The 19934-nt window shown below is 71.8% G+C and carries 17 protein-coding genes; 12 read left to right on the forward strand and 5 right to left on the reverse strand.

The features are described from left to right. Nucleotides 1–34: 34 nt before the first annotated feature. From O7625_RS09400 to O7625_RS09440, 9 genes are all read left to right on the forward strand, one after another. A complete protein-coding gene (locus O7625_RS09400; RefSeq protein ID WP_282345458.1) occupies nucleotides 35–2461 on the forward strand; it encodes an NADH-quinone oxidoreductase subunit G in 2427 nt (808 codons plus the stop codon). Beyond that, complete coding sequence (gene nuoH / locus O7625_RS09405) at nucleotides 2458–3807, forward strand: NADH-quinone oxidoreductase subunit NuoH (RefSeq protein ID WP_067300512.1); 1350 nt, start codon at nucleotides 2458–2460, stop codon at nucleotides 3805–3807. Before O7625_RS09400 ends, nuoH begins: the two co-directional genes overlap by 4 nt. Nucleotide 3808: 1 nt before the next feature. Continuing rightward, nucleotides 3809–4447 (forward strand): NADH-quinone oxidoreductase subunit NuoI, encoded by a 639-nt coding sequence (nuoI, locus tag O7625_RS09410; RefSeq protein ID WP_067300509.1) that lies wholly within the window; start codon nucleotides 3809–3811, stop codon nucleotides 4445–4447. Next, nucleotides 4444–5214 (forward strand): NADH-quinone oxidoreductase subunit J, encoded by a 771-nt coding sequence (locus tag O7625_RS09415; RefSeq protein ID WP_067300506.1) that lies wholly within the window; start codon nucleotides 4444–4446, stop codon nucleotides 5212–5214. Before nuoI ends, O7625_RS09415 begins: the two co-directional genes overlap by 4 nt. A 115-nt stretch (nucleotides 5215–5329) precedes the next feature. Continuing rightward, nucleotides 5330–5629, forward strand: a complete 300-nt coding sequence (gene nuoK / locus O7625_RS09420; protein ID WP_067300503.1) for an NADH-quinone oxidoreductase subunit NuoK — start codon at nucleotides 5330–5332, stop codon at nucleotides 5627–5629. Nucleotides 5630–5641: 12 nt separating this feature from the next. Then, nucleotides 5642–7600 (forward strand): NADH-quinone oxidoreductase subunit L, encoded by a 1959-nt coding sequence (nuoL, locus tag O7625_RS09425; RefSeq protein WP_067300499.1) that lies wholly within the window; start codon nucleotides 5642–5644, stop codon nucleotides 7598–7600. Between the two features lie 64 nt (nucleotides 7601–7664). Then, nucleotides 7665–9197 carry an NADH-quinone oxidoreductase subunit M gene (locus O7625_RS09430; protein WP_282345459.1) on the forward strand — a complete coding sequence of 511 codons (1533 nt, stop codon included), beginning with the start codon at nucleotides 7665–7667 and terminating at the stop codon, nucleotides 9195–9197. 64 nt (nucleotides 9198–9261) lie between these two features. Next, the gene (nuoN, locus tag O7625_RS09435; protein WP_282345460.1) at nucleotides 9262–10815 is read left to right on the forward strand and encodes an NADH-quinone oxidoreductase subunit NuoN; all 1554 of its coding nucleotides are present in this window, start codon (nucleotides 9262–9264) and stop codon (nucleotides 10813–10815) included. 90 nt (nucleotides 10816–10905) lie between these two features. Further along, nucleotides 10906–11988, forward strand: coding sequence for a polyprenyl synthetase family protein (locus O7625_RS09440; protein ID WP_282345461.1), 1083 nt, complete (start codon nucleotides 10906–10908; stop codon nucleotides 11986–11988). 79 nt (nucleotides 11989–12067) lie between these two features. On the opposite strand, the gene O7625_RS09445 is transcribed toward O7625_RS09440, so the two are convergent. Beyond that, entirely contained in the window at nucleotides 12068–13258 is a 1191-nt protein-coding gene (locus O7625_RS09445) for an MFS transporter (RefSeq protein ID WP_282345462.1), read from the reverse strand. A gap of 156 nt (nucleotides 13259–13414) precedes the next feature. On the opposite strand from O7625_RS09445, the gene O7625_RS09450 reads away from it, so the two are divergent. Then, entirely contained in the window at nucleotides 13415–14197 is a 783-nt protein-coding gene (locus tag O7625_RS09450; protein WP_282345463.1) for an IclR family transcriptional regulator C-terminal domain-containing protein, read from the forward strand. Between the two features lie 135 nt (nucleotides 14198–14332). Here the strand turns inward: O7625_RS09450 and O7625_RS09455 are convergent, their stop codons facing one another. Continuing rightward, a complete protein-coding gene (locus O7625_RS09455; protein ID WP_282345464.1) occupies nucleotides 14333–16447 on the reverse strand; it encodes a PhoX family phosphatase in 2115 nt (704 codons plus the stop codon). Nucleotides 16448–16682: 235 nt separating this feature from the next. Between O7625_RS09455 and O7625_RS09460 the strand changes: the two genes are divergently transcribed. Continuing rightward, nucleotides 16683–17177, forward strand: coding sequence for a sigma-70 family RNA polymerase sigma factor (locus O7625_RS09460; protein ID WP_282346878.1), 495 nt, complete (start codon nucleotides 16683–16685; stop codon nucleotides 17175–17177). Then, nucleotides 17174–17875 carry a zf-HC2 domain-containing protein gene (locus tag O7625_RS09465; RefSeq protein WP_282345465.1) on the forward strand — a complete coding sequence of 234 codons (702 nt, stop codon included), beginning with the start codon at nucleotides 17174–17176 and terminating at the stop codon, nucleotides 17873–17875. Before O7625_RS09460 ends, O7625_RS09465 begins: the two co-directional genes overlap by 4 nt. Nucleotides 17876–17903: 28 nt before the next feature. Here O7625_RS09465 and rarD read toward each other — a convergent pair whose 3' ends face one another. The 3 genes from rarD to O7625_RS09480 form a co-directional block, all read right to left on the reverse strand. Further along, on the reverse strand, nucleotides 17904–18827 hold the full coding sequence (rarD, locus tag O7625_RS09470) for an EamA family transporter RarD (RefSeq protein ID WP_282345466.1): 924 nt from the start codon (nucleotides 18825–18827) through the stop codon (nucleotides 17904–17906). Between the two features lie 52 nt (nucleotides 18828–18879). Next, nucleotides 18880–19314 (reverse strand): GNAT family N-acetyltransferase, encoded by a 435-nt coding sequence (locus O7625_RS09475; RefSeq protein ID WP_282345467.1) that lies wholly within the window; start codon nucleotides 19312–19314, stop codon nucleotides 18880–18882. A gap of 159 nt (nucleotides 19315–19473) precedes the next feature. Next, a complete protein-coding gene (locus O7625_RS09480) occupies nucleotides 19474–19860 on the reverse strand; it encodes a phage holin family protein (protein ID WP_067300465.1) in 387 nt (128 codons plus the stop codon). Nucleotides 19861–19934: the final 74 nt, after the last annotated feature.

The following is a 19934-nucleotide window of genomic DNA, read 5'->3' on the forward strand; positions in this document are numbered from 1 at the left end:
CGAGTCCTGCGGTCGCGAAGGGAAGGCGACTCTGATGACCGACGTAGCCAAGCAGACCGAGACGGTCACGCTCACCATCGACGGCGTCGAGGTCACCGCCCCCAAGGGGGCGCTGCTGATCCGGGTCGCCGAGCAGCTGGGTACGGAGATCCCCCGGTTCTGCGACCACCCGCTGCTGGCCCCGGCCGGCGCCTGCCGGCAGTGCCTGGTCGAGGTGGAGGGGCAGCGCAAGCCGGTCGCCTCCTGCACCCAGACCGTCGCCGAGGGCATGGTGGTCCGCACCCAGCTCAGCTCCCCGGTCGCCAAGAAGGCGCAGGAGGGGGTGATGGAGCTGCTGCTGGTCAACCACCCGCTGGACTGCCCGATGTGTGACAAGGGCGGTGAGTGCCCGCTGCAGAACCAGGCGATGTCCACCGGCCGCACCGACTCCCGCTTCCACGAGCACAAGCGGGAGTACGTCAAGCCGATGGAGATCAGCACCCAGGTGCTGCTCGACCGGGAGCGCTGCGTGCTCTGCCAGCGCTGCACCCGGTTCTCCGAGGAGATCGCCGGCGACAAGTTCATCGACCTGATGGGCCGGTCGTCCGCCGAGGAGATCAACATCTACCGGGACGACGCGTACGGCGCGGAGGGCGACGAGGGCGACGTCCCGTTCAACTCGTACTTCTCCGGCAACACCGTGCAGATCTGCCCGGTCGGCGCGCTCACCGGGGCGCAGTACCGGTTCCGGGCCCGCCCGTTCGACCTGGTCTCCAGCCCGAGCGTCTGCGAGCACTGCTCGGCCGGCTGCGCCCAGCGCACCGACTGGCGGCGGGGCAAGGTGCTGCGCCGGCTCGCCGGGGACGACCCCCAGGTCAACGAGGAGTGGAACTGCGACAAGGGGCGGTGGGGCTTCCAGTACACCCGCGCCTTCGACCGGCTCACCACCCCGCTGGTCCGCGACGAGAAGTCCGGTGAGCTGCGGGAGGCCTCCTGGAGCGAGGCGCTGACCCGGGCCGCCGACGGGCTGCGGGCCGCCCGCGACGAGGGGCGCGGCACGGCGGTGCTGACCGGCGGTCGGCTGACCGTCGAGGACGCCTACGCGTACGCGAAGTTCGCCCGGGTCGCCCTGAACACCAACGACATCGACTTCCGCGCCCGGCCGGTCTCCCGCGAGGAGTCCGACTTCCTGGCCAGCACCGTCGCCGGGGTCACCGACGTGACGTACGCCGACGTGGAGAAGGCGTCCACGGTGGTGCTGGTCGGCCTGGAGCCGGAGGAGGAGTGCCCGATCCTCTTCCTGCGGCTGCGTAAGGCGTACCTGAAGAAGAAGCTGACGGTCTACGCCATCGCCCCGTTCGCCACCCGTGGCCTGGAGAAGCTCGGGGCCAAGCTGGCCCGGGTGGTGCCGGGCGAGGAGGCTAGCGTGCTCGCCGAGCACGACACGGTGGCCGAGGCGCTGAGCGCCGAGGGCGCGATCCTGTTCGTCGGCGAGCGGCTGGCCGGCGTGCCCGGTGGCCTCTCCGCCGCCGCGGACGTCGCCCGGCGTACCGGTGCGAAGCTGGCCTGGGTGCCGCGGCGCGCGGGCGACCGGGGTGCGGTCGACGCGGGCTGCCTGCCCAACCTGCTGCCCGGCGGGCGGCCGGTGACCGAGCCGTCGGCCCGCGCCGAGCTGGGCGAGGCGTGGGACATCCCGGCCGGGGTGATCCCCAGCCAGGCCGGTCGGGACACCGACCAGATCCTGGCCGCCGCGGCGAACGGTCAGCTCGGTGCGCTGGTGGTGGCCGGGGTGGACCCGGCCGACCTGGCCGACCCGAGGCTGGCCGAGCAGGCCCTCGACGCGGTGCCCTTCCTGGTCAGCCTGGAGCTGCGCCACTCGGCGGTGGCCCGCCGGGCGGACGTGGTGCTGCCGGTCGCCCCGGTGGTCGAGAAGGCCGGCAGCTTCCTGGACTGGGAGGGCCGGCTGCGCACCTTCGAGGCGGTGCTGCACACCGCCGCGATGACCGACGCCCGGGTGCTGGACGCGATCGCCGCGCAGCTCGACGTGCGGCTCGGCACCGGCGACGTGTCGGGCATCCGCCGGGAGTTGGGCGCGCTGCCGCCGACCCGCGCCGACCGGCCGGTCAGCCCGTCGGTGGCCCCGGGGGCGGTGCCCCAGCCGGGTGCCGGCGAGGCGGTGCTGGCGACCTGGCACCAGCTGATCGACCTGGGCAGCCTCACCGACGGCGACGAGCACCTCGCCGGCACCGCCCGTCCGCCGGTGGTCCGGCTGGGCAAGGGCACCGCCGAGACGCTCGGGGTGGCCGACGGTGACCCGGTCACGGTGGGCACCGACCGCGGTGCGGTCACCCTGCCGGCGGCCATCACCGAGATGCCCGACGGCGTCGTCTGGCTGCCGACCAACTCGCCCGGTTCGACCGTCCGGCGCAGCCTCGGCACCGCGTCCGGCACGGTGGTACGGATCTCCGGAGGTGCACGGTGAACACCCTCCTGGCGCAGGACCCGACGCTGGCCGACTTCGGCCGGGATCCGTGGTGGCTGGTCCTCATCAAGATCGTCTTCGCGTTCGTCTTCGGCCTGCTCGCCACCCTGCTCGGCGTCTGGTTCGAGCGGCGGGTCGTCGGCTACATGCAGGTCCGGCCCGGCCCCAACCAGGTCGGCCCGTTCGGCCTGCTCCAGACCCTCGCCGACGGCCTCAAGATGGCCTTCAAGGAGGACATCCTCCCGAAGGCCGCCGACAAGGTGGTCTACTTCTTCGCCCCGGTCATCTCGGTGGTCTGCGCGGTCACCGCGCTGTCGGTGATCCCGTTCGGCCCGATGGTGAGCATCTTCGGCCACCGGACGCCGTTGCAGGTGACCGACGTGCCGGTGGCGGTGCTCGTGCTGCTGGCCTGCTCGTCGCTGGCGGTCTACGGCATCGTGCTCGGCGGCTGGGCCTCCGGCTCGACGTACCCGCTGCTCGGCGGCCTGCGCTCCAGCGCTCAGATGATCTCGTACGAGGTCGCCATGGGGCTGAGCATCGTCGCGGTGTTCATGACCGCCGGCACCATGTCGACCAGCGGGATCGTCGCGGCCCAGGGGGACGCCACCCGGCTCACCATCGCCGGCACCGAGATCCCGGCCCCCGGCTGGTACGCGATCCTGCTGCTGCCCAGCTTCATCATCTTCTTCATCGCCACCGTCGGGGAGACCAACCGGGCACCCTTCGACCTGCCCGAGGCGGAGTCGGAGCTGGTCGCCGGCTTCATGACCGAGTACAGCTCGCTGAAGTTCGCGCTCTTCATGCTCTCCGAGTACGTGGCCATGGTGACCATGTCCGCGGTCACCACGACGCTCTTCCTCGGCGGCTGGCGGGCACCCTGGCCGATCACGCTGTGGGCGGACGCCAACACCGGCTGGTGGCCGATGCTCTGGTTCTTCGGCAAGGTGCTGATGCTGGTCTTCGTCTTCGTCTGGCTCCGGGGCACCCTGCCCCGGCTGCGCTACGACCAGTTCATGCGCTTCGGCTGGAAGGTGCTGCTCCCGATCAACCTGGTCTGGATCCTCGTCCTGGCCGGGCTGCGTTCCATCGAGGACTGGCAGTCCCGGGACCGGCTGCTCGCCACCGCCATCGGCGCGGGCGTGCTGCTGCTGGCGACGCTGCTGTGGCCCAGCCGCAAGCCGGCCCCGAAGCCGACCCCGCAGGAACAGGCCGACAACCGGCCGTACGGCAGCTTCCCGCTGCCCCCGCTGGATCTACAGGTACCGCCGAGCCCGCGCACCAAGCGTGTGGTCGCCGAGCGGGAGCCGGCCAACATCGCCACCGGCTCCGACTCTCAGGAGGTGTGACGTGGGCGCGATCACCGGAACGTTCAAGGGCTTCGGTGTCACCTTCTCGCACATGTTCAGGAAGGTCGTCACCACCGACTACCCGTTCAAGCCGCCGGTCTCGGCGCCGCGCTACCACGGGCGGCACATCCTCAACCGGCACCCGGACGGCCTGGAGAAGTGCATCGGCTGCGAGCTGTGCGCCTGGGCCTGCCCGGCGGACGCGATCTACGTCGAGGGTGGCGACAACACCGACGAGCAGCGCTTCTCGCCGGGTGAGCGGTACGCCAGCGTCTACCAGATCAACTACGCCCGGTGCATCTTCTGCGGGCTCTGCATCGAGGCCTGCCCGACCCGTTCGCTGACCATGAGCAACGAGTACGAGCTGGCCCGGGACAACCGGCAGGATCTGATCTTCACCAAGGAGCAGCTGCTCGCTCCGCTGCTCGAAGGTATGGAGCAGCCGCCGCATCCGATGCGGCTCGGTGACAGCGAGAAGGACTACTACGTCGGTGCGCTGACCAACCCGGGCACCTCGGCCGGTGCCGAGCAGTCGCCGATGGGCCCCGGTCGGTACCGGGTCGAGGAGCACCCCGGGGTGACCTTCCCGGGTGCCGAGCAGGCGGCCCAGCGGGCGGCGGGCAAGGGAGCCGGAGCATGAACACGTCCACGGTGCTCGCTGCGGCGGGCCAGGTGTCCGGGGGTGAGGAGGTCACCTTCTGGATCCTCGCCCCGCTGGCGCTGATCGGCGCGATCGGCATGGTGTGGGCGCGCAACGCGGTGCACTCGGCGCTCTTCCTGGTGCTCACCATGCTCTGCCTGGGCGTGTTCTACGTACTCCAGGCCGGGCCGTTCATCGGCATGGTGCAGATCATCGTCTACACCGGCGCGATCATGATGCTGTTCCTGTTCGTGCTGATGCTGGTCGGCCGGGACGCCTCCGACTCGTTGATCGAGACGCTGCGCGGCCAGCGGGTCGCCGCGGTGGTGCTCGGGCTCGGCTTCGCCGGGCTGGTCGGCACCGGCCTGTACCGGGCGCTGGACGGCGTCACGGCGGTCGGGTTGGAGCAGCCCAACGCGGAGGGCAACGTGCAGGGCATCGCCCGGCTGCTCTTCACCAAGTACGTCCTCGCCTTCGAGTTGACCTCCGCGCTGCTGATCACGGCGGCGATCGGCGCGATGGTGCTGGCGCACGTCGAGCGGCGCAAGGAAGACAAGATGGACCAGGTCGCCACCATGAAGGCCCGGTTCCGCCCCGGTAACTACCCCGGCCCGAAGCCCGGCCCGGGTGTCTTCGCCACCTCCTCCTCGGTGGCCACCCCGGCCCGGCTGCCCGACGGCCGGCTGACCGACCGCAGCACCCCGGCGATCCTGCCGCAGCGCGAGCTGACCGCCGAGGAAACCACCCTGAAGGGGACGGAACGGTGAGCGCGAGGAGTGCAGCGAAGCGGAGCCCCGCAGTCGCGAACGGCGGCGTGGCCTCGGTGAGCGCGAGGAGTGCAGCGAAGCGGAGCCCCGCAGTCGCGAACGAAAGGTCGGTCCGGTGACCCCCGACTACTACCTGATCCTGGCGGCGGTGCTGTTCACCGTCGGCGCGGTCGGCGTGCTGGTGCGGCGCAACGCGATCGTGCTGTTCATGTGCGTCGAGCTGATGCTCAACGCGGCCAACCTGACGCTGGTCACCTTCAGTCGGATCAACGGTGACCTCAACGGACAGATCATGGCGTTCTTCGTGATGGTGGTGGCGGCGGCCGAGGTCGTGGTCGGGCTCGCGATCATCATGTCGATCTTCCGGACCCGGCGCTCCGCGAGCGTCGACGACGCCAACCTGCTGAAGTACTAAAGGGGCCCTGCGGTGGATGAGATTCTGACGTACGCCCAGGCAGAGCCGGCGGGCGCCGTCACCTACGCGGCGGCGGACGGCCTGCTGAGCAGCGTCTGGCTGCTGGTGGCGATCCCGCTGGCCAGCGCGGCGATCCTGCTGCTGCTCGGCCGGCGGGCCGACCGCTGGGGGCACTGGCTGGGCGTGGCCGCGATCGGTGCCGCGTTCGTGCTGGGGCTCACCTCGTTCTTCCAGCTGCGCGGGCTGGAGAACAAGTCCGTCGAGCTGAGCCTCTGGGACTTCATCACGGTCGGCGACCTGCGGGTGGACTTCGGTCTGCTCTTCGACCCGCTGGCCGCGGTCTTCGTTCTGCTGATCACCGGGGTGGGTTTCCTGATCCACCTCTACGCGGTCGAGTACATGGCGCACGACGAGGGCCGGCGACGGTTCTTCGCGTACTTCAACCTGTTCGTCGCCGCGATGCTGCTGCTGGTGCTCGGCAACAACTACGTGATGCTCTACTTCGGCTGGGAGGGCGTCGGTCTGGCGTCGTACCTGCTGATCTCCTTCTGGTACGGGCGGCCGAGCGCGGCCACCGCCGGCAAGAAGGCCTTCCTGATGAACCGGGTCGGCGACGCCGGCCTGGCGATCGGCATCTTCATCCTGTTCGCCACCCTCGGCACCACCCAGTACGACGAGGTCTTCTCCTCCGTCGGCGGGCTGGCCAGCGGCACGGTGCTGGTGCTGGGCCTGTTGCTGCTGCTCGGGGCGGCCGGCAAGTCCGGTCAGTTCCCGCTCCAGGCGTGGCTGCCGGACGCGATGGAGGGCCCGACCCCGGTGTCGGCGCTGATCCACGCGGCCACCATGGTCACCGCGGGCGTCTACCTGATCGCCCGGTCCAACCCGATCTTCTCGGCCAACGAGACGCTCCAGCTCGTGGTGGTCAGCGTCGGCGCGTTGACCCTGCTGATGGGCTGCGTCATCGGTGCGGCCAAGGACGACATCAAGCGGGTGCTGGCCTGGTCGACCGTCAGCCAGATCGGTTACATGTTCCTCGGTGTCGGCCTCGGCGGCGCGGCGTACGCGCTGGCCATCGTGCACCTGCTGGCGCACGGCTTCTTCAAGGCCAACATGTTCCTCGGCGCCGGCTCGGTCATGCACGGCATGAACGACCAGGTGGACATCCGCCGCTTCGGCGGGCTGTCCAAGTACATGAAGATTACCTGGATCACCTTCATGATGGGCTGGCTCGCCATCATCGGCATGTTCCCGTTCTCCGGCTTCTTCTCCAAGGAGCCGATCATCGTGGCCGCCTTCGAGCGGGAGGGCTGGACGGCCTGGCTGTTCGGCGGGGCGGCGCTGCTCGGCGCGGGGCTGACCGCGTTCTACATGACCCGGCTGTTCGTGCTCACCTTCCACGGGCCGAAGCGGTGGACCGAGGACATCGAGCACCCGCACGAGTCGCCGAAGCTGATGACCATCCCGCTGATCCTGCTGGCGATCGGCTCGGTCGGCGCGGGTTTCCTGCTCGCCACCTCCGTGCCGGACTGGCTGACCGCCACCGCCGGGCTGGGCGGCGAGCACGCCGAGCACGCCGCGGTCCTGCCGCACTGGCTGCTCACCGCGCTGTCGCTGGTGGTGACGGTGCTCGGTGCCGGGCTGGCCTGGGCGCTGTTCCGCAACGGCACGGCCGTCGCGCCGCAGCCGGCCGGGGTGCTGGTCACCGCCGCCCGGCGCAACCTCTACACGGACGCCTTCAACGAGGTGGTCTTCGAGAAGCCGGGCATCTTCCTCACCCGGGCGCTGGTCTTCCTGGACAACCGGGGCGTCGACGGCCTGGTCAACGGCCTGGCCGCCGGGGTCGGCGGCGGGTCGGGTCGGCTCCGGCGCTGGCAGACCGGCTTCGTCCGGTCGTACGCGACCTCGATCCTGACCGGCGCGCTGCTCGTGGTGGCGGCGTTCCTGGCGGTGCAGGCGGGGTGGCTGGCGTGATCGACCTCAAGGCGACCGCCCCCGCCGGCGGACCCCGCATCCACGACGGAGATAAGGCCGCATAATGTCCAACTTCCCGTTCCTCTCGGTGCTGACCGTGGCACCGCTGGTCGGCGCCCTGGTCGTGGCCTTCCTGCCGCGTCGCCGGCCCGACCTGGCCAAGCAGGTGGCGTTCGGCTGGTCGCTGCTGGTGCTGGCGCTCTCGGTGGTGATGTGGGTCACCTTCCAGGCCGACGGTGACCGGCTCCAGTTCCGCGAGTCGTACCCGTGGATCCCGACCTGGGACGTCAACTTCACCTTCGCCGTCGACGGCATCGCGCTGGTCATGCTGATGCTGATCGCGGTGCTGGTGCCGCTGGTGATCCTGGCGTCCTGGCACGACGCCGACGCGTCGAAGCGCTCGGTGCCGGCCTACTTCGCCCTGCTGCTCGTCCTCGAATCCACGATGATCGGCGTCTTCGCCGCCGCCGACGTCTTCCTGTTCTACGTGTTCTTCGAGGTCATGCTGGTGCCGATGTACTTCCTGATCGGCAGCTACGGCGGCCACCAGCGGCAGTACGCGGCGGTGAAGTTCTTCCTGTACTCGCTGGTCGGCGGCCTGTTCATGCTGGCCGCGGTGATCGGCCTGTGGGTGGTCGGCGGCAAGACCTTCGACTGGCAGACGCTCACCCAGGTGGACATCTCCACCGGCACGGAGCGCTGGCTGTTCCTCGGCTTCTTCCTCGCCTTCGCGATCAAGGCGCCGTTCTTCCCGTTCCACACCTGGCTGCCGGACGCCGGTCGGGCCGCCCCGGCGGGTGCCGCCGCGCTGCTGGTCGGCGTGCTGGACAAGGTCGGCACCTTCGGCATCCTGCGGTACTGCCTGCCGCTGTTCCCGGAGGCGTCGAAGTGGTTCGCCCCGTGGGCGCTGGCGCTCGGGTTGATCGGCATCCTCTACGCCGCGTTGCTCGCCGTCGGCCAGTCCGACCTGAAGCGGCTGGTGTCGTACACCTCGATCGCGCACTTCGGGTTCATCGGGGTCGGCATCTTCGCCTTCACCACCCAGGCGGGCACCGGCGCGGTGCTCTACATGCTCAACCACGGGCTCGCCACCGGCCTGCTCTTCCTGGTCGTCGGGATGCTCATCGCCCGCCGGGGCTCGTCGCTGATCTCCGACTTCGGCGGGGCGGGCAAGCTGGTCCCGCTGCTGGCCGGGGTGCTCTTCTTCGCGGGTCTCGCCTCGCTGGCGCTGCCCGGCACCGCGCCGTTCGTCTCCGAGTTCCTGGTGCTGATCGGCACCTTCACGGTGAACAAGCCGGTCGCGGTGATCGCCACCCTGGGCATCATCCTGGCGGCGGCGTACGTGCTGTGGATGGTGCAGCGCACCACCCAGGGCACGCTCAACCCGGAGCTGACCGAGGTCAAGGCGATGCACCGCGACCTCACCCTGCGCGAGAAGGTCGTGGTCGCCCCGCTGATCGCCCTGATCGTGCTGCTCGGCTTCTACCCCAAGCCGGTCACCGATGTGATCAACCCCGCCGTCCAGGCCACCATGCAGGACGTCGGCAAGACCGATCCCGCCCCCGAGGTCGGCAGCGTCCAGGAGGCTGCGCAGTGAGCGCGAGGAGCGGACGAGCGCAGCGAGTGAGCCCCGCAGTCGCGAACGAAAGGCGGCATCCGCAGTGACCGAACTCAAGTTGCCGTCGATCGACTACCCGGCGATAGCCCCGATCCTGATCATGCTGGGGGTGGCCCTGCTGGGCGTCCTGGTGGAGGCGTTCGTGCCGCGCCGCCGCCGGCACCTGGTGCAGCTCACGCTCTCCCTGCTGGCGGTGCTCGCCGCGCTGGTGATGGTGGTGCTCAACGCCGACGCCCGGCTGGTCACGGCGGGCGGGGCGCTGGCGGTGGACGGTCCCACCCTGTTCCTCCAGGGCACCATCCTGGTGCTCGCCGCGATGTCGCTGCTGCTGATCGGTGAGCGGTCGGTCGAGCGGGGCGGCGCGTTCGTCGCCCAGGCGGCGGTGACCGCCGAGTCGGCCGACGACCGCAAGCAGGCCGAGGGGCGTAACGGGGCCACCGAGGTCTACCCGCTGACCAGCTTCGCGATCGGCGGCATGCTGATCTTCGTGGCGGCGAACGACCTGCTGACCATGTTCATCGCGCTGGAGGTCTTCTCCCTGCCGCTCTACCTGCTCTGCGCGCTGGCCCGTCGCCGGCGGCTGCTGAGCCAGGAGGCGGCGATGAAGTACTTCCTGCTCGGCGCGTACGCCTCGGCGTTCTTCCTGTTCGGGGTGGCCCTGGTCTACGGCTTCACCGCCGGCATCCCGGGCCGCTCGGCCGGGGTCGACTTCGCCACCGTGCACGCCGCGGTGAGCGAGTCCCCCTCCAGCGAGGTGCTGCTCTTCGCCGGGATGGCGCTGATCGCGATCGGTCTGCTCTTCAAGGCCGCCGCCGCCCCGTTCCACGTCTGGACCCCGGACGTCTACCAGGGCGCACCCACCCCGGTCACCGGCCTCATGGCGGCCTGCACGAAGGTGGCCGCGTTCGGTGCCCTGCTGCGGGTCTTCCACGTGGCGTTCGACCAGGCCGCCTGGGACTTCACCCCGGTGCTCGGGGTGGTGGCGGTGCTCACCATGCTGGTCGGCGCGGTGCTGGCGGTCACCCAGACCGACATCAAGCGACTGCTGGCGTACTCGTCGATCGCCAACGCCGGTTACCTCCTGGTCGGGGTGCTCGCCCCGACCGGTGCGGGCGTCTCCGGCACGATGTTCTACCTGGCCACCTACGGCTTCTCGGTGCTCGCCGCGTTCGCCGTGGTGACCCTGGTCCGGGACGCCGACGGGGAGGCCACCCACCTGTCCCGCTGGGCCGGGCTGGGCCGCCGTTCGCCGTTCTACGCCGGGGTCTTCACCTTCATCCTGCTGGCCTTCGCCGGTATCCCGCTGACCAGCGGCTTCATGAGCAAGTTCGCGGTCTTCGGCCCGGCGCTGGAGAGCGGGCACGCCTGGCTGGTGGTGGCCGGTGTGCTGACCAGCATGGTGCTGGCCTTCCCGTACCTGCGGGTGGTGGTGATGATGTGGCTCTCCGAGCCGGGCGAGTCGACCCCGACCGTCGCGGTGCCCGGTGGGTTGACCGCCACCGCGCTGATGATCGGGGTGGCCGCCACGCTGATCTTCGGCGTGCTGCCGGCGCCCCTGCTCGACCTGGCGACGGACGCCGCGGCCTTCGTCAGGTGACCTTTCCGCCCGGATCGTGGGGCCGGTGCGCTGGAGCGCGCCGGCCCCACGGCCGTATCCCCCGTCCGGAGCAGGTCGAACGGGTGTGGCATGGTTGATGGTGTGGTGATTCCGGCGGGGGAGCGTTCAGGCGTCGTCGGTTCCGGCGGGCGTCGGGGCCGGGCGGGCACGAGTCAGGTCGGCGCGCTCGGCGTGCATCTGGCCGATCCGCAGGTCGAGGCGTCCGTGCTGGGCCTGCTGGACGACGTCGAGGTGGAGTTGCGGGCCAGCGTGTCCAGCGCCGACCCGCTCGTCACCGAGGCGGCCCGGCACCTGGTCGAGGCGGGCGGCAAGCGGTTCCGCCCGTTGCTGGTGGCCCTGGGCGCGCAGTTCGGCGACCCGGCCGGCCCGCAGGTCGTGCCGGCCGCGGTGGTGATGGAGCTCACCCACCTGGCCACCCTCTACCACGACGACGTGATGGACGAGGCGGCCGTGCGGCGGGGTGCGCCGAGCGCCAACTCCCGCTGGACCAACTCGGTGGCCATCCTGGTCGGCGACTACCTCTTCGCGCGGGCCGCCGACATCGCCGCCGACCTGGGGCCGGTGGCGGTCCGCCTCCAGGCCCGCACCTTCGCCCGGCTGGTGCACGGGCAGATCGCCGAGACCGTGGGCCCCCGCACCGAGGACCCGGTCGACCACTACCTGCGGGTGATCGCCGACAAGACGGGTTCGCTGATCGCCACCTCGGCCCGTTTCGGCGGCATGTTCGGCGGGGCGACCGAGCTGCACACCGAGGCCCTCGCCGGGTACGGGGAGACCATCGGGGTGGCCTTCCAGCTCTCCGACGACCTGCTCGACATCGCCTCCGAGTCGACCCAGTCGGGCAAGACACCCGGCACCGACCTGCGGGAGGGGGTGCCGACCCTGCCGGTGCTCTACGCGCTGGCCGGCGACGACTCCGACGTGGCCTCGGTACGGCTGCGGGAGATCCTGGCCACCGGCCCACTGGTCGACGACGCGCTGCACACCGAGGCGCTCGGCCTGCTCCGGGAGTCCGCCGCGCTCAAGCGAGCCCGGGAGACCGTCCGGAGCTACGCCGAGGACGCCCGCGCGCAGTTGGCCCCGCTACCGCGGATCCCGGCCCGCCGGGCACTGGAATCCCTCTGCGACTACATCGCCGACCGCACCAGCTGACCCGTCCCACCGGCTGACCCGACCGCACCAGCTGACCCGGCCGCCCGGGCCACCAGCGGACCCGGCCACCCGGCCGGTGTCAGCCGGTGGCGGACCGGGCGAGCAGCCGGCTGCCGGTGAGCATGAGGACGGCGGCGAGGACCATGGCGACCCCGGCGGTCAGCCACATCGCCGGATAGCCGTGCGCGCCGGCCAGCGCACCGAGGCCGAGCGGGCCGAGGCAGCCGCCCGCGTACACCCCGGTCTGGGTGATCGAGGTGGCGGCGGCCGGGGCCTGCGGGTGCAGCCGGACCACCGCGAAGTTCAGCAACCCCGGCCAGGCCCAGCCCAGTCCGAAGCCGAGCACCACCCCGACGGTCAGCGGCCCCGGGCCGGAGACCGCCAGCAGGCCCAACCCGACGGCCCCGACCACCAGCATCGCGGCGATCAGCACGACGTGGCCGCCCGCCTGCCGGTCGGCCAGCCAGCCGACGCCGACCCGGGCGGCCACGCAGACCGCGCCGCCCAGGGTGAGCACCAGTCCGGCCGGGCCGGGGGCGAGGCCCCGCTGCACCGCCGAGTCGACCACGAAGGTGCCCAGCGCGTTGGCGGCCCCGGCCGCGAGGGTGGCCGCCACCCCGACCACCACCAGCGCCACCGTGGCCCCGCCACCGCGCTCCGCCGCACGCTCCCGGACCGGTGCGGCCGTCCCCGGTGGTACGGCCGGCAGGGCGGCCAGCGCGGCGACGGCGGCGGCCACGAACGCCCACCGCCACCCGGCGGTGAGGGCGACCGCCGGCACCGCCGCCCCGGCCAGCAGTGTGGAGGCCGGGACGGCCGCCTGCTTCACCCCGAACGACAGGCCCTGCCGCCGGGCGGGCACGTGCCGGGCCAGCGCGGCGTTGCTGGCGAGTTGGCCCAGCGCGTTCGCGGTGGCGCTCAGCGCGAGCAGTGCCACCAGCACCGGGTACGACCGGGCCAGCCCGGCGATGGCGAGCAGGCAACCGGCGGCGAGCCCGGTGGCGACCCGGGCCACCACGACCGGGCCGACCCGTTCCACCAGCCGGCCGGACGGCAACGAGGCCAGCGCGCTGACCCCGAAGTACACGGAGACCGCCAGGCCCAGTCCGGCGGGGGAGAAGCCGAGATCGTCGCCCATCTGCACGGCGAGTCCGCCGACCAGGAAGACCGGCAGGACGCTGGCGACGGTGGTGGCGACCGCTCCGGCGCTGGCCCGCAGGGGGCGGACGGCCGGTCGGCTCGGCGTAGGGCTGAGCGCGGTGTCGGTCATCGTGGCCCAACCTACGCGAGTCGAGTTCCTGACAACCGTCGGCGTGTCGCCGGGTGACCCGCCGTATACCGCCTGATCTGGCATCCTCCACCCGAACGGGCGTTCCGTCTCGGGCTGGTTTTTCATATGGTGTAATCCCCGGCTGCGGAGGTGGTTGTGCGTGACCCCCTGGCGGAACCTTCGGATCTGATCCGGAGCGTTTCCCGCGCACTACGCGTGCTCGAGTCGGTCGGTCGTGCCCCGAAGGGGCTGACCGTCAAACAGATCGCCCGGCGGTGCGAGTTGACCGTCGCCACCACCTACCACCTGGTCCGCACCCTTGCCTACGAGGGTTACGTGATCCGCCGGGAGGACGGCACCTACATCGTCGGCCTGGAGATCGCCGACCGCTACCGCGAACTGGTCACCGCGTTCCGTGGGCCGGCCGCCGTCGGTGAGTCGCTGCGGCGGGTAGCCGTCGACACCGGGTGGAGCCACTACCTGGGCCGGTTCGTCGGCGGCCAGGTGGCGGTAACCGCCGTCGCCGAAGGGGTCCGTTCGCCGTACCTGGAGGACATGGTCCCCGGGTTCGACGAGGGCGCGCACGCCACCGCCCTGGGCAAGGCGCTGCTGGCCACCCTCACCTCCGAGCAGCGCCTGCGCTACCTGCGCGACTACGGCATGCGGCCGTTCACCACCGCCACCCTCACCAGCCCCGAGGCGTTCGAGGCGGACCTGGCCGCCGGTGACCGGCGGGGCATGCAGCTCGAACTGGGCCAGTTCCGGCAGGGGGTGGCCTGCGCCGCCGTGCTGGTCACCCCGGACAAGGACCTGGAACGTCGGGTGGTGCTGGCCTGCGCGTTGCCGGCCAGCGAGATGATGACCTCCGCCCGGGTGGTCCGGGCCAAGCTGCTCACCGCCGCCCGCGCCGTCGCCGACGGCATCGCCGCGGACGCCTGACCCACCACTGGCGAAGCCCTCTGCCGGCCCCCGCACCCGACGGACCCCGGCGCTGTTCACGGGCGAAGGCCCCCTCCCGAAGCGGGAGGGGGCCTTCGCGGCCGGCCCGGCGGAGGGCCGGCCCGGGTGGGTGCGTCAGCTGCCGATCGGGCCACCGTCGAGCCGCCAGGTGACCACCACGCCCGGCTTGGCGTAGTCGCCGTCCGGCCAGGTCGACGCCGGCTTCTCCACCGACGCACCGGTGATCTCGCCGGGGTGCTGCACCGCCACGAAGACCGAGCGGTTGTCGCCGGTGATGAACGGCCCACAGGTCTCCGCGCCCAGCGGCACGGTGAGGAACTGCTTCAGGTGCCCCCGCTCGGGCCCCTCGACGGCGGTGGCGAAGAGGCCGTCGTTGCTGCCCAGCGCGTTGCCGTCGGTGGAGATCCAGAGGTTGCCGGTGGCGTCGAAGGCGACGTTGTCCGGGCAGGAGATCGGGGAGACCTTGGTCTTGTCGTACCCGGCGAAGTAGGTCGACGGGTCGGTCGGGTCACCGGCGACGATCGGCAGCGACCAGGCGAAGGACTCCGCCGTGTTGTCGCCCCGGTCCTCGACCAGCTCCAGGACCTGCCCGTGCTTGTTGAGGTTGCGCGGGTTGATCTCGTCGGCGGCCGGCTTGCCGGCCTTGCCCCGGTCGGTGTTGTTGGTCAGCGCCACGTACACCTTGCCGGTGAGCAGGCTCGGCTCGACGTCCTCCGGCCGGTCCATCTTGGTCGCGCCGACCTTGTCCCCGGCGAGCCGGGTGAAGGTGAGCACGTCGGCGGCGGTCATCCCGTCGACGTACGAGCGGTTGCCACTGACCAGCCTGATCCACCGACCGGTGCCGTTGAACGCGCCGTCGGCGGGCAGCTTGCCCGAGCCGTCGATCTCGGCGGCGCTGGTCTGGCTGAACTGCGCCACGTAGAGGGTGCCCGACTCCAGCAGGGTCAGGTTGTTCTTGCGGGCCACCCAGGAGTCGCCCGGCATGAACTTCTTGTCGGAGACGAACTTGTAGAGGTAGTCGAACCGCTCGTCGTCGCCCATGTACGCGACCACCCGCTTGTCGCGGGCCACGATCACGTTCGCGCCCTCGTGCTTGAACCGGCCCAGCGCGGTGTGCTTGCGCGGGCGGCTCTCCGGGTCGAACGGGTCGATCTCCACGATCCATCCGAACCGGTGCGCCTCGTTGGGGTGCTTGGCCAGGTCGAACCGCTCGTCGGCCCGCTCCCACCTACGGCTGCCGCTCGGGTAGCGGGCGGCGGTGGTGATGCCGTACCGGTCGAACCTCGGCTTCAGCTCGGCGGGCGCGGCGTCCGCGCCGACGAAGTACTGGTTGAAGTTCTCCTCGCCGGAGAGCACCGTCCCCCACGGGGTGACCCCGCCGGCGCAGTTGTTCAGCGTGCCGACGACCGTGCGGCCCTTCGGGTCGGCGGCGGTCCGCAGCCACGCCGAGCCGGCGGCCGGGCCGGTCAGCTCGAACTTCGTGGCCAGCGCGGTGACCCGCCGGTTGTACGGCCGCCGGCCCTGACCCACCGGCCGCCACTGCCCGCTGCCGTCGACCCGCTCCAGCTCCACCACGGACATGCCGTGCGCGGCCATCGCGGTGCGCAGCTGCTCGACGGTGAGGTTGTCCAGGCCGGTGAAGCCGGGGAACATCAGGTCCTCGTTGGTGTACTCGTGGTTGACCACGAGCAGCGCCCGCTTGCCCCGGCGGTCCAGCGGCAGCACCCCGACGAAGTCGTTGTTGTAGCCGAACTGCTTGGCCTGGGCGGCGGCGGTCTGCCCGTGCAGGTCGAACCGGGGCGCACCGGGCAGCACCGGGTCGCCCCAGCGGATGACCACGCTGTGGTCGTACCCGTTGGGGACGACCAGGGTGTCGAGCTGGTTCGGCGGGATCGGCTTGAAGGTCAGCGCCCCGCTGCCGACGCCGCGCTGCGGCGCGGTCGGGTCGCTGACCTCGGGCACCACCGGGGTGGCCAGCGCGGCACCGGCGGGAGCCGCTCCGGCCAGCGCGCCGCCGAAGCCGAGCACCAGGGCGCCCACCGCGCCCGCCCGGACCACGCCCCGCCGGGAGACCTCGCCCTCGACCAGGTCGCCGAAGTAGGTGTTGCCGGAGGTGTTGGGTACCGGATGGTCGCAGGCGTTGCCGCAGCGGTACAGACAGGTCATCGCGTCGCGGCTGCCGTGCCTGTTGGCACCGAGCAGCGGGAGCAGCCGGGGACGGTCGCTCATGGGTTGGAGCCTCCTGGAAGCAGGTCGGTGGCACGCCGTTTTCACCTGCTCGACGTGCGTACCGGGCGGACGCTGCCAGGACGGGGTGAGCGGGCACCGGACTCGGTGTGAACCGGATGTGAACAGCAGTGGCCGGTGAACCGATCAGCGTCACGAACCGTAATAACGGGCGGACACGTTCGCCGGACTCGTCGCGGGAAGCGGAGGGACCACCATCAGCGACCACGACGCCCAACTGCTGCGCGCTCTGCACGACGAGCACGGCGAGGCGCTCTACACGCACGCGCTGCGGCTGGTCAACGGGGACCGGACCCGGGCCGAGGACCTGGTGCAGGAGACCCTGCTGCGGGCCTGGCGGCATCCCGAGTCACTGGACCCGCGCCGCGGCTCGGTCCGGGCCTGGCTCTTCACCACCGCCCGTAACCTGGCCATCGACGCGTGGCGGCGACGGTCGACCCGGGTCGGTGAGGTGTTCACCGACGACCTGCCCGAGCCGTCGGAGACGGTCGACGAGGCGGAGCGCGCGGTGGAGGCGTGGACCATCGCGGAGGCGCTGAGCCGGCTCAGCCCCACCCACCGGGAGGTCCTGGTCGAGTGCTTCTACCAGGGCCGTTCGGTGGCCGAGGCGGCGGCCCGGCTGGGGGTGCCACCGGGGACGGTCAAGTCCCGCACTCACTACGCGCTGCGTTCACTACGGTTGGCCCTGGCCGAGATGGGGGTGACCGGATGACCCGCTGCGAGTTCGCGCACGACGACGGCGCGTACGTGCTGGGGGCGCTGGCTCCCGCCGACCGGGCGGCCTACGAACGGCACCTGGGCGGCTGCGCGGCCTGCCGGGAGGCGGTGGCCGAGATCGCCGTGCTGCCGGGCCTGCTCGGCCGGCTCGACCCGACCACGCTGGAGGAGTTCCTCCCACCGCCCCCGGAGATCAGCCGGGTGCCCGACCTGATCGCCATCGCCCGGGACCGGCGTCGCCGCGAGCGGACCCGCCACCGCCGCCGGTACGCCGTGACCGCGCTGGTCGCCGCCGCCTTCGCCCTGGTGCTCGGCTTCGGTGGGGCCTCCGCCCTGCGCCCGCCGGCCACGCCCACGCCGACCACCCAGGCGGTACGGATGGTCGCCATGGCGCCGGTCGCCGCCAAGACCCCGGCGGTGCACGCGGAGATCGGCCTGCGGGGCACCAAGTGGGGCACCGAGGTCACCATGCACTGCGGGTACGACGCGACGGCCGACTACGGCAAGGCGTACACGTTCCGGCTGCTGGCGCGCGGCCCAGACGACGCGACGGAGCAGATCGCCTCGTGGCTGGCCGCGCCCGGCGACGACGTGAACCTGCACGGGGCGACCCGGTTCACCGACGCCGAACTGGTCCGCTTCGAACTGCTGCGGTCCGACGGGACGATGGTGCTCAGCTACGACGTCCGCTGACCGCCGGGGCTCGGCGGGTGGGTCGGGCTCAGTGGGTGGTGACGGGTAGCGGCGGGGTGGCGCGGGCGACGGCCCGGGTCCGCCGGCCGTGCCGCAGCGCGTCCAGGGTGAAGATCAACAGAGCGGCCCAGACCAGGGCGAAGCCGGCCAGCCTGGCCGGTGGCATCGGCTCGTGGAAGATCAGCACGCCGCAGCCGAGCTGGAGGATCGGGGCCACGTACTGGAGCATGCCCAGCGCGGTCAGCGGCAGCCGGTTGGCCGCGCCCGCGAAGAGCAGCAGCGGGACGGCGGTCGCCACGCCCGCCGCCACCAGCAGCGCGGTGTGCCCGGCCGAGACGTGGCCGAACGCCAACCCGCCCCGGGCCGCCAGCCAGCCCAGGTAGGCCAGGGCGGGGAGCGCGAGCACCGCCGACTCGACGAACAACCCCTCCGCCGCCGGCAGCCCGAGCCGCTTCTTGGCCAGCCCGTAGCCGGCGAAGCTGACCGCCAGGACCAACGCCAGGTAGGGCGGCCGACCGTAGTCGACGGTGAGCACCGCGACCGCCGCCGCGCCCACCCCGAGCGCCGTCCACTGCGCCGGGCGCAGCCGCTCCCGCAGCACGAACACCCCGAGCAGCACCGACACCAGCGGGTTGATGAAGTAGCCGAGGGCCGTCTCCACCACCCGGTCGGAGTTCACCCCGTAGATGTAGCTGCCCCAGTTCACCGCGATCAGCGCCGCCGCCACGCCGATCCCGGCCAGGGTCCGGGGACGACGGGCGAGCGCCCGCAGGAAACCGACGTTGCGCAGCGCGGCGAGCAGCAGCGCGACGAAGAGCACCGACCAGATGATCCGGTGGGCGAGGATCTCCACCGGCCCCGCCGGGCGGAGCAGCTTCAGGTAGATCGGGAAGAAACCCCAGATCAGGTACGAACCGAAGCCGTAGAGATAGCCGAGCCGCAGCGGAGTCACGACCCCACCGTAAGGGGTGTGACCGGCTCAGACTCCTTTCCGGTGAGCGGGCTCACCGTTCGCTCACCCACTCCATCCACCGCTGCGGCGGCACCGGGGTGAAGCCCAGTTTCGCGTACATCCCGTGGGCGTCGAGGGTCGCCAGCCCGATCCGGCGTACGCCGAACGAGGCGAGGTGGTCCCGGACCGCCCCGGCCAGCCAGCTGCCCAGGCCGTGCCCCCGTGCCCCGGGCGCGACGTAGACGTCGCAGATCCAGCCGAAGGTGGCCCGGTCGGTGACCGCCCGGGCGACCGCAACCTGAGCGCCGTCCCCCGGTCGATAGACGCCGTACGGGATCGAGCCGGCGAACGACCGGTCGGTCGTCTCCCGGCCCCGGCCGAGTGCCCAGTAGGCGTCGGTGGAGAGCCAGTGGTGCACCCGGTCCCGGTCGATCCGCTCCGGGTCGGTGCTGAGCTGGTGGCCGTCGGGGTGGATCAGCGTGAACACGCCGCCACGTTAGCCCTGCCCCGGGCCGGTGCCGCCGGCCAATTCCCACCCGGTGGCCGCGCCCCGGCTCCCGACGACCACCGCCGGCCGGCGGTCGGGGCGGTGGTCGGCGGTCGGGGCGACGGCGGTGGCTCGGCGGGGTGGTGGCCGGCGGTCGGGTCAGTCGCGGTCGAGGATGGCGCCGAGAATCCAGGTCACGATGCCGACGAGGAGCGCGCCGAGGACCGCCTCCGGCCAGAACCCGTCCACGTGGAACGGCAGGTCCGCCTGGTCGGCGATCCAGCTGGTGAGCAGGAACAGCAGGCCGTTGACGACCAGGGCGATCAGCCCGAGGGTGAGCAGGTAGAACCCGCAGCCGACGGTCTTGATGATCGGCTGGAGCACCGCGTTGACCACGCCGAAGATCACCGACACCAGTACCAGGGTGACGATCGCCTCGCCGGCCGAGTCGGTGTCGAGCGTGATGCCCGGGATGAGCAGTGTCGCCAGCCAGAAGGCCACCGCCGTGGAACCCAGGCGGATCAGGAGACCCTTCAGAAGATCCATGGCCGGGATCGTGCCATGCGCGATCCACCCGGGGGAACCGTCGTGGCCTCCCGGACCTGGGTCCGGCCCCCGCC

It is taken from the genome of Micromonospora sp. WMMD714 (assembly GCF_029581315.1).
GTDB classification, from domain to species: domain Bacteria; phylum Actinomycetota; class Actinomycetes; order Mycobacteriales; family Micromonosporaceae; genus Micromonospora; species Micromonospora rifamycinica.

Coding starts and splice junctions, on each gene's coding strand:
- O7625_RS09455 (WP_282345464.1), bottom strand. CDS start 16,447: ATGAGCGACCGTCCCCGGCTGCTCCCGCTGCTCGGTGCCAACAGGCAC.
- O7625_RS09430 (WP_282345459.1), top strand. CDS start 7,665: ATGTCCAACTTCCCGTTCCTCTCGGTGCTGACCGTGGCACCGCTGGTC.
- O7625_RS09465 (WP_282345465.1), top strand. CDS start 17,174: ATGACCCGCTGCGAGTTCGCGCACGACGACGGCGCGTACGTGCTGGGG.
- O7625_RS09480 (WP_067300465.1), bottom strand. CDS start 19,860: ATGGATCTTCTGAAGGGTCTCCTGATCCGCCTGGGTTCCACGGCGGTG.
- O7625_RS09440 (WP_282345461.1), top strand. CDS start 10,906: ATGGTTGATGGTGTGGTGATTCCGGCGGGGGAGCGTTCAGGCGTCGTC.
- O7625_RS09445 (WP_282345462.1), bottom strand. CDS start 13,258: ATGACCGACACCGCGCTCAGCCCTACGCCGAGCCGACCGGCCGTCCGC.
- O7625_RS09415 (WP_067300506.1), top strand. CDS start 4,444: ATGAACACGTCCACGGTGCTCGCTGCGGCGGGCCAGGTGTCCGGGGGT.
- O7625_RS09400 (WP_282345458.1), top strand. CDS start 35: ATGACCGACGTAGCCAAGCAGACCGAGACGGTCACGCTCACCATCGAC.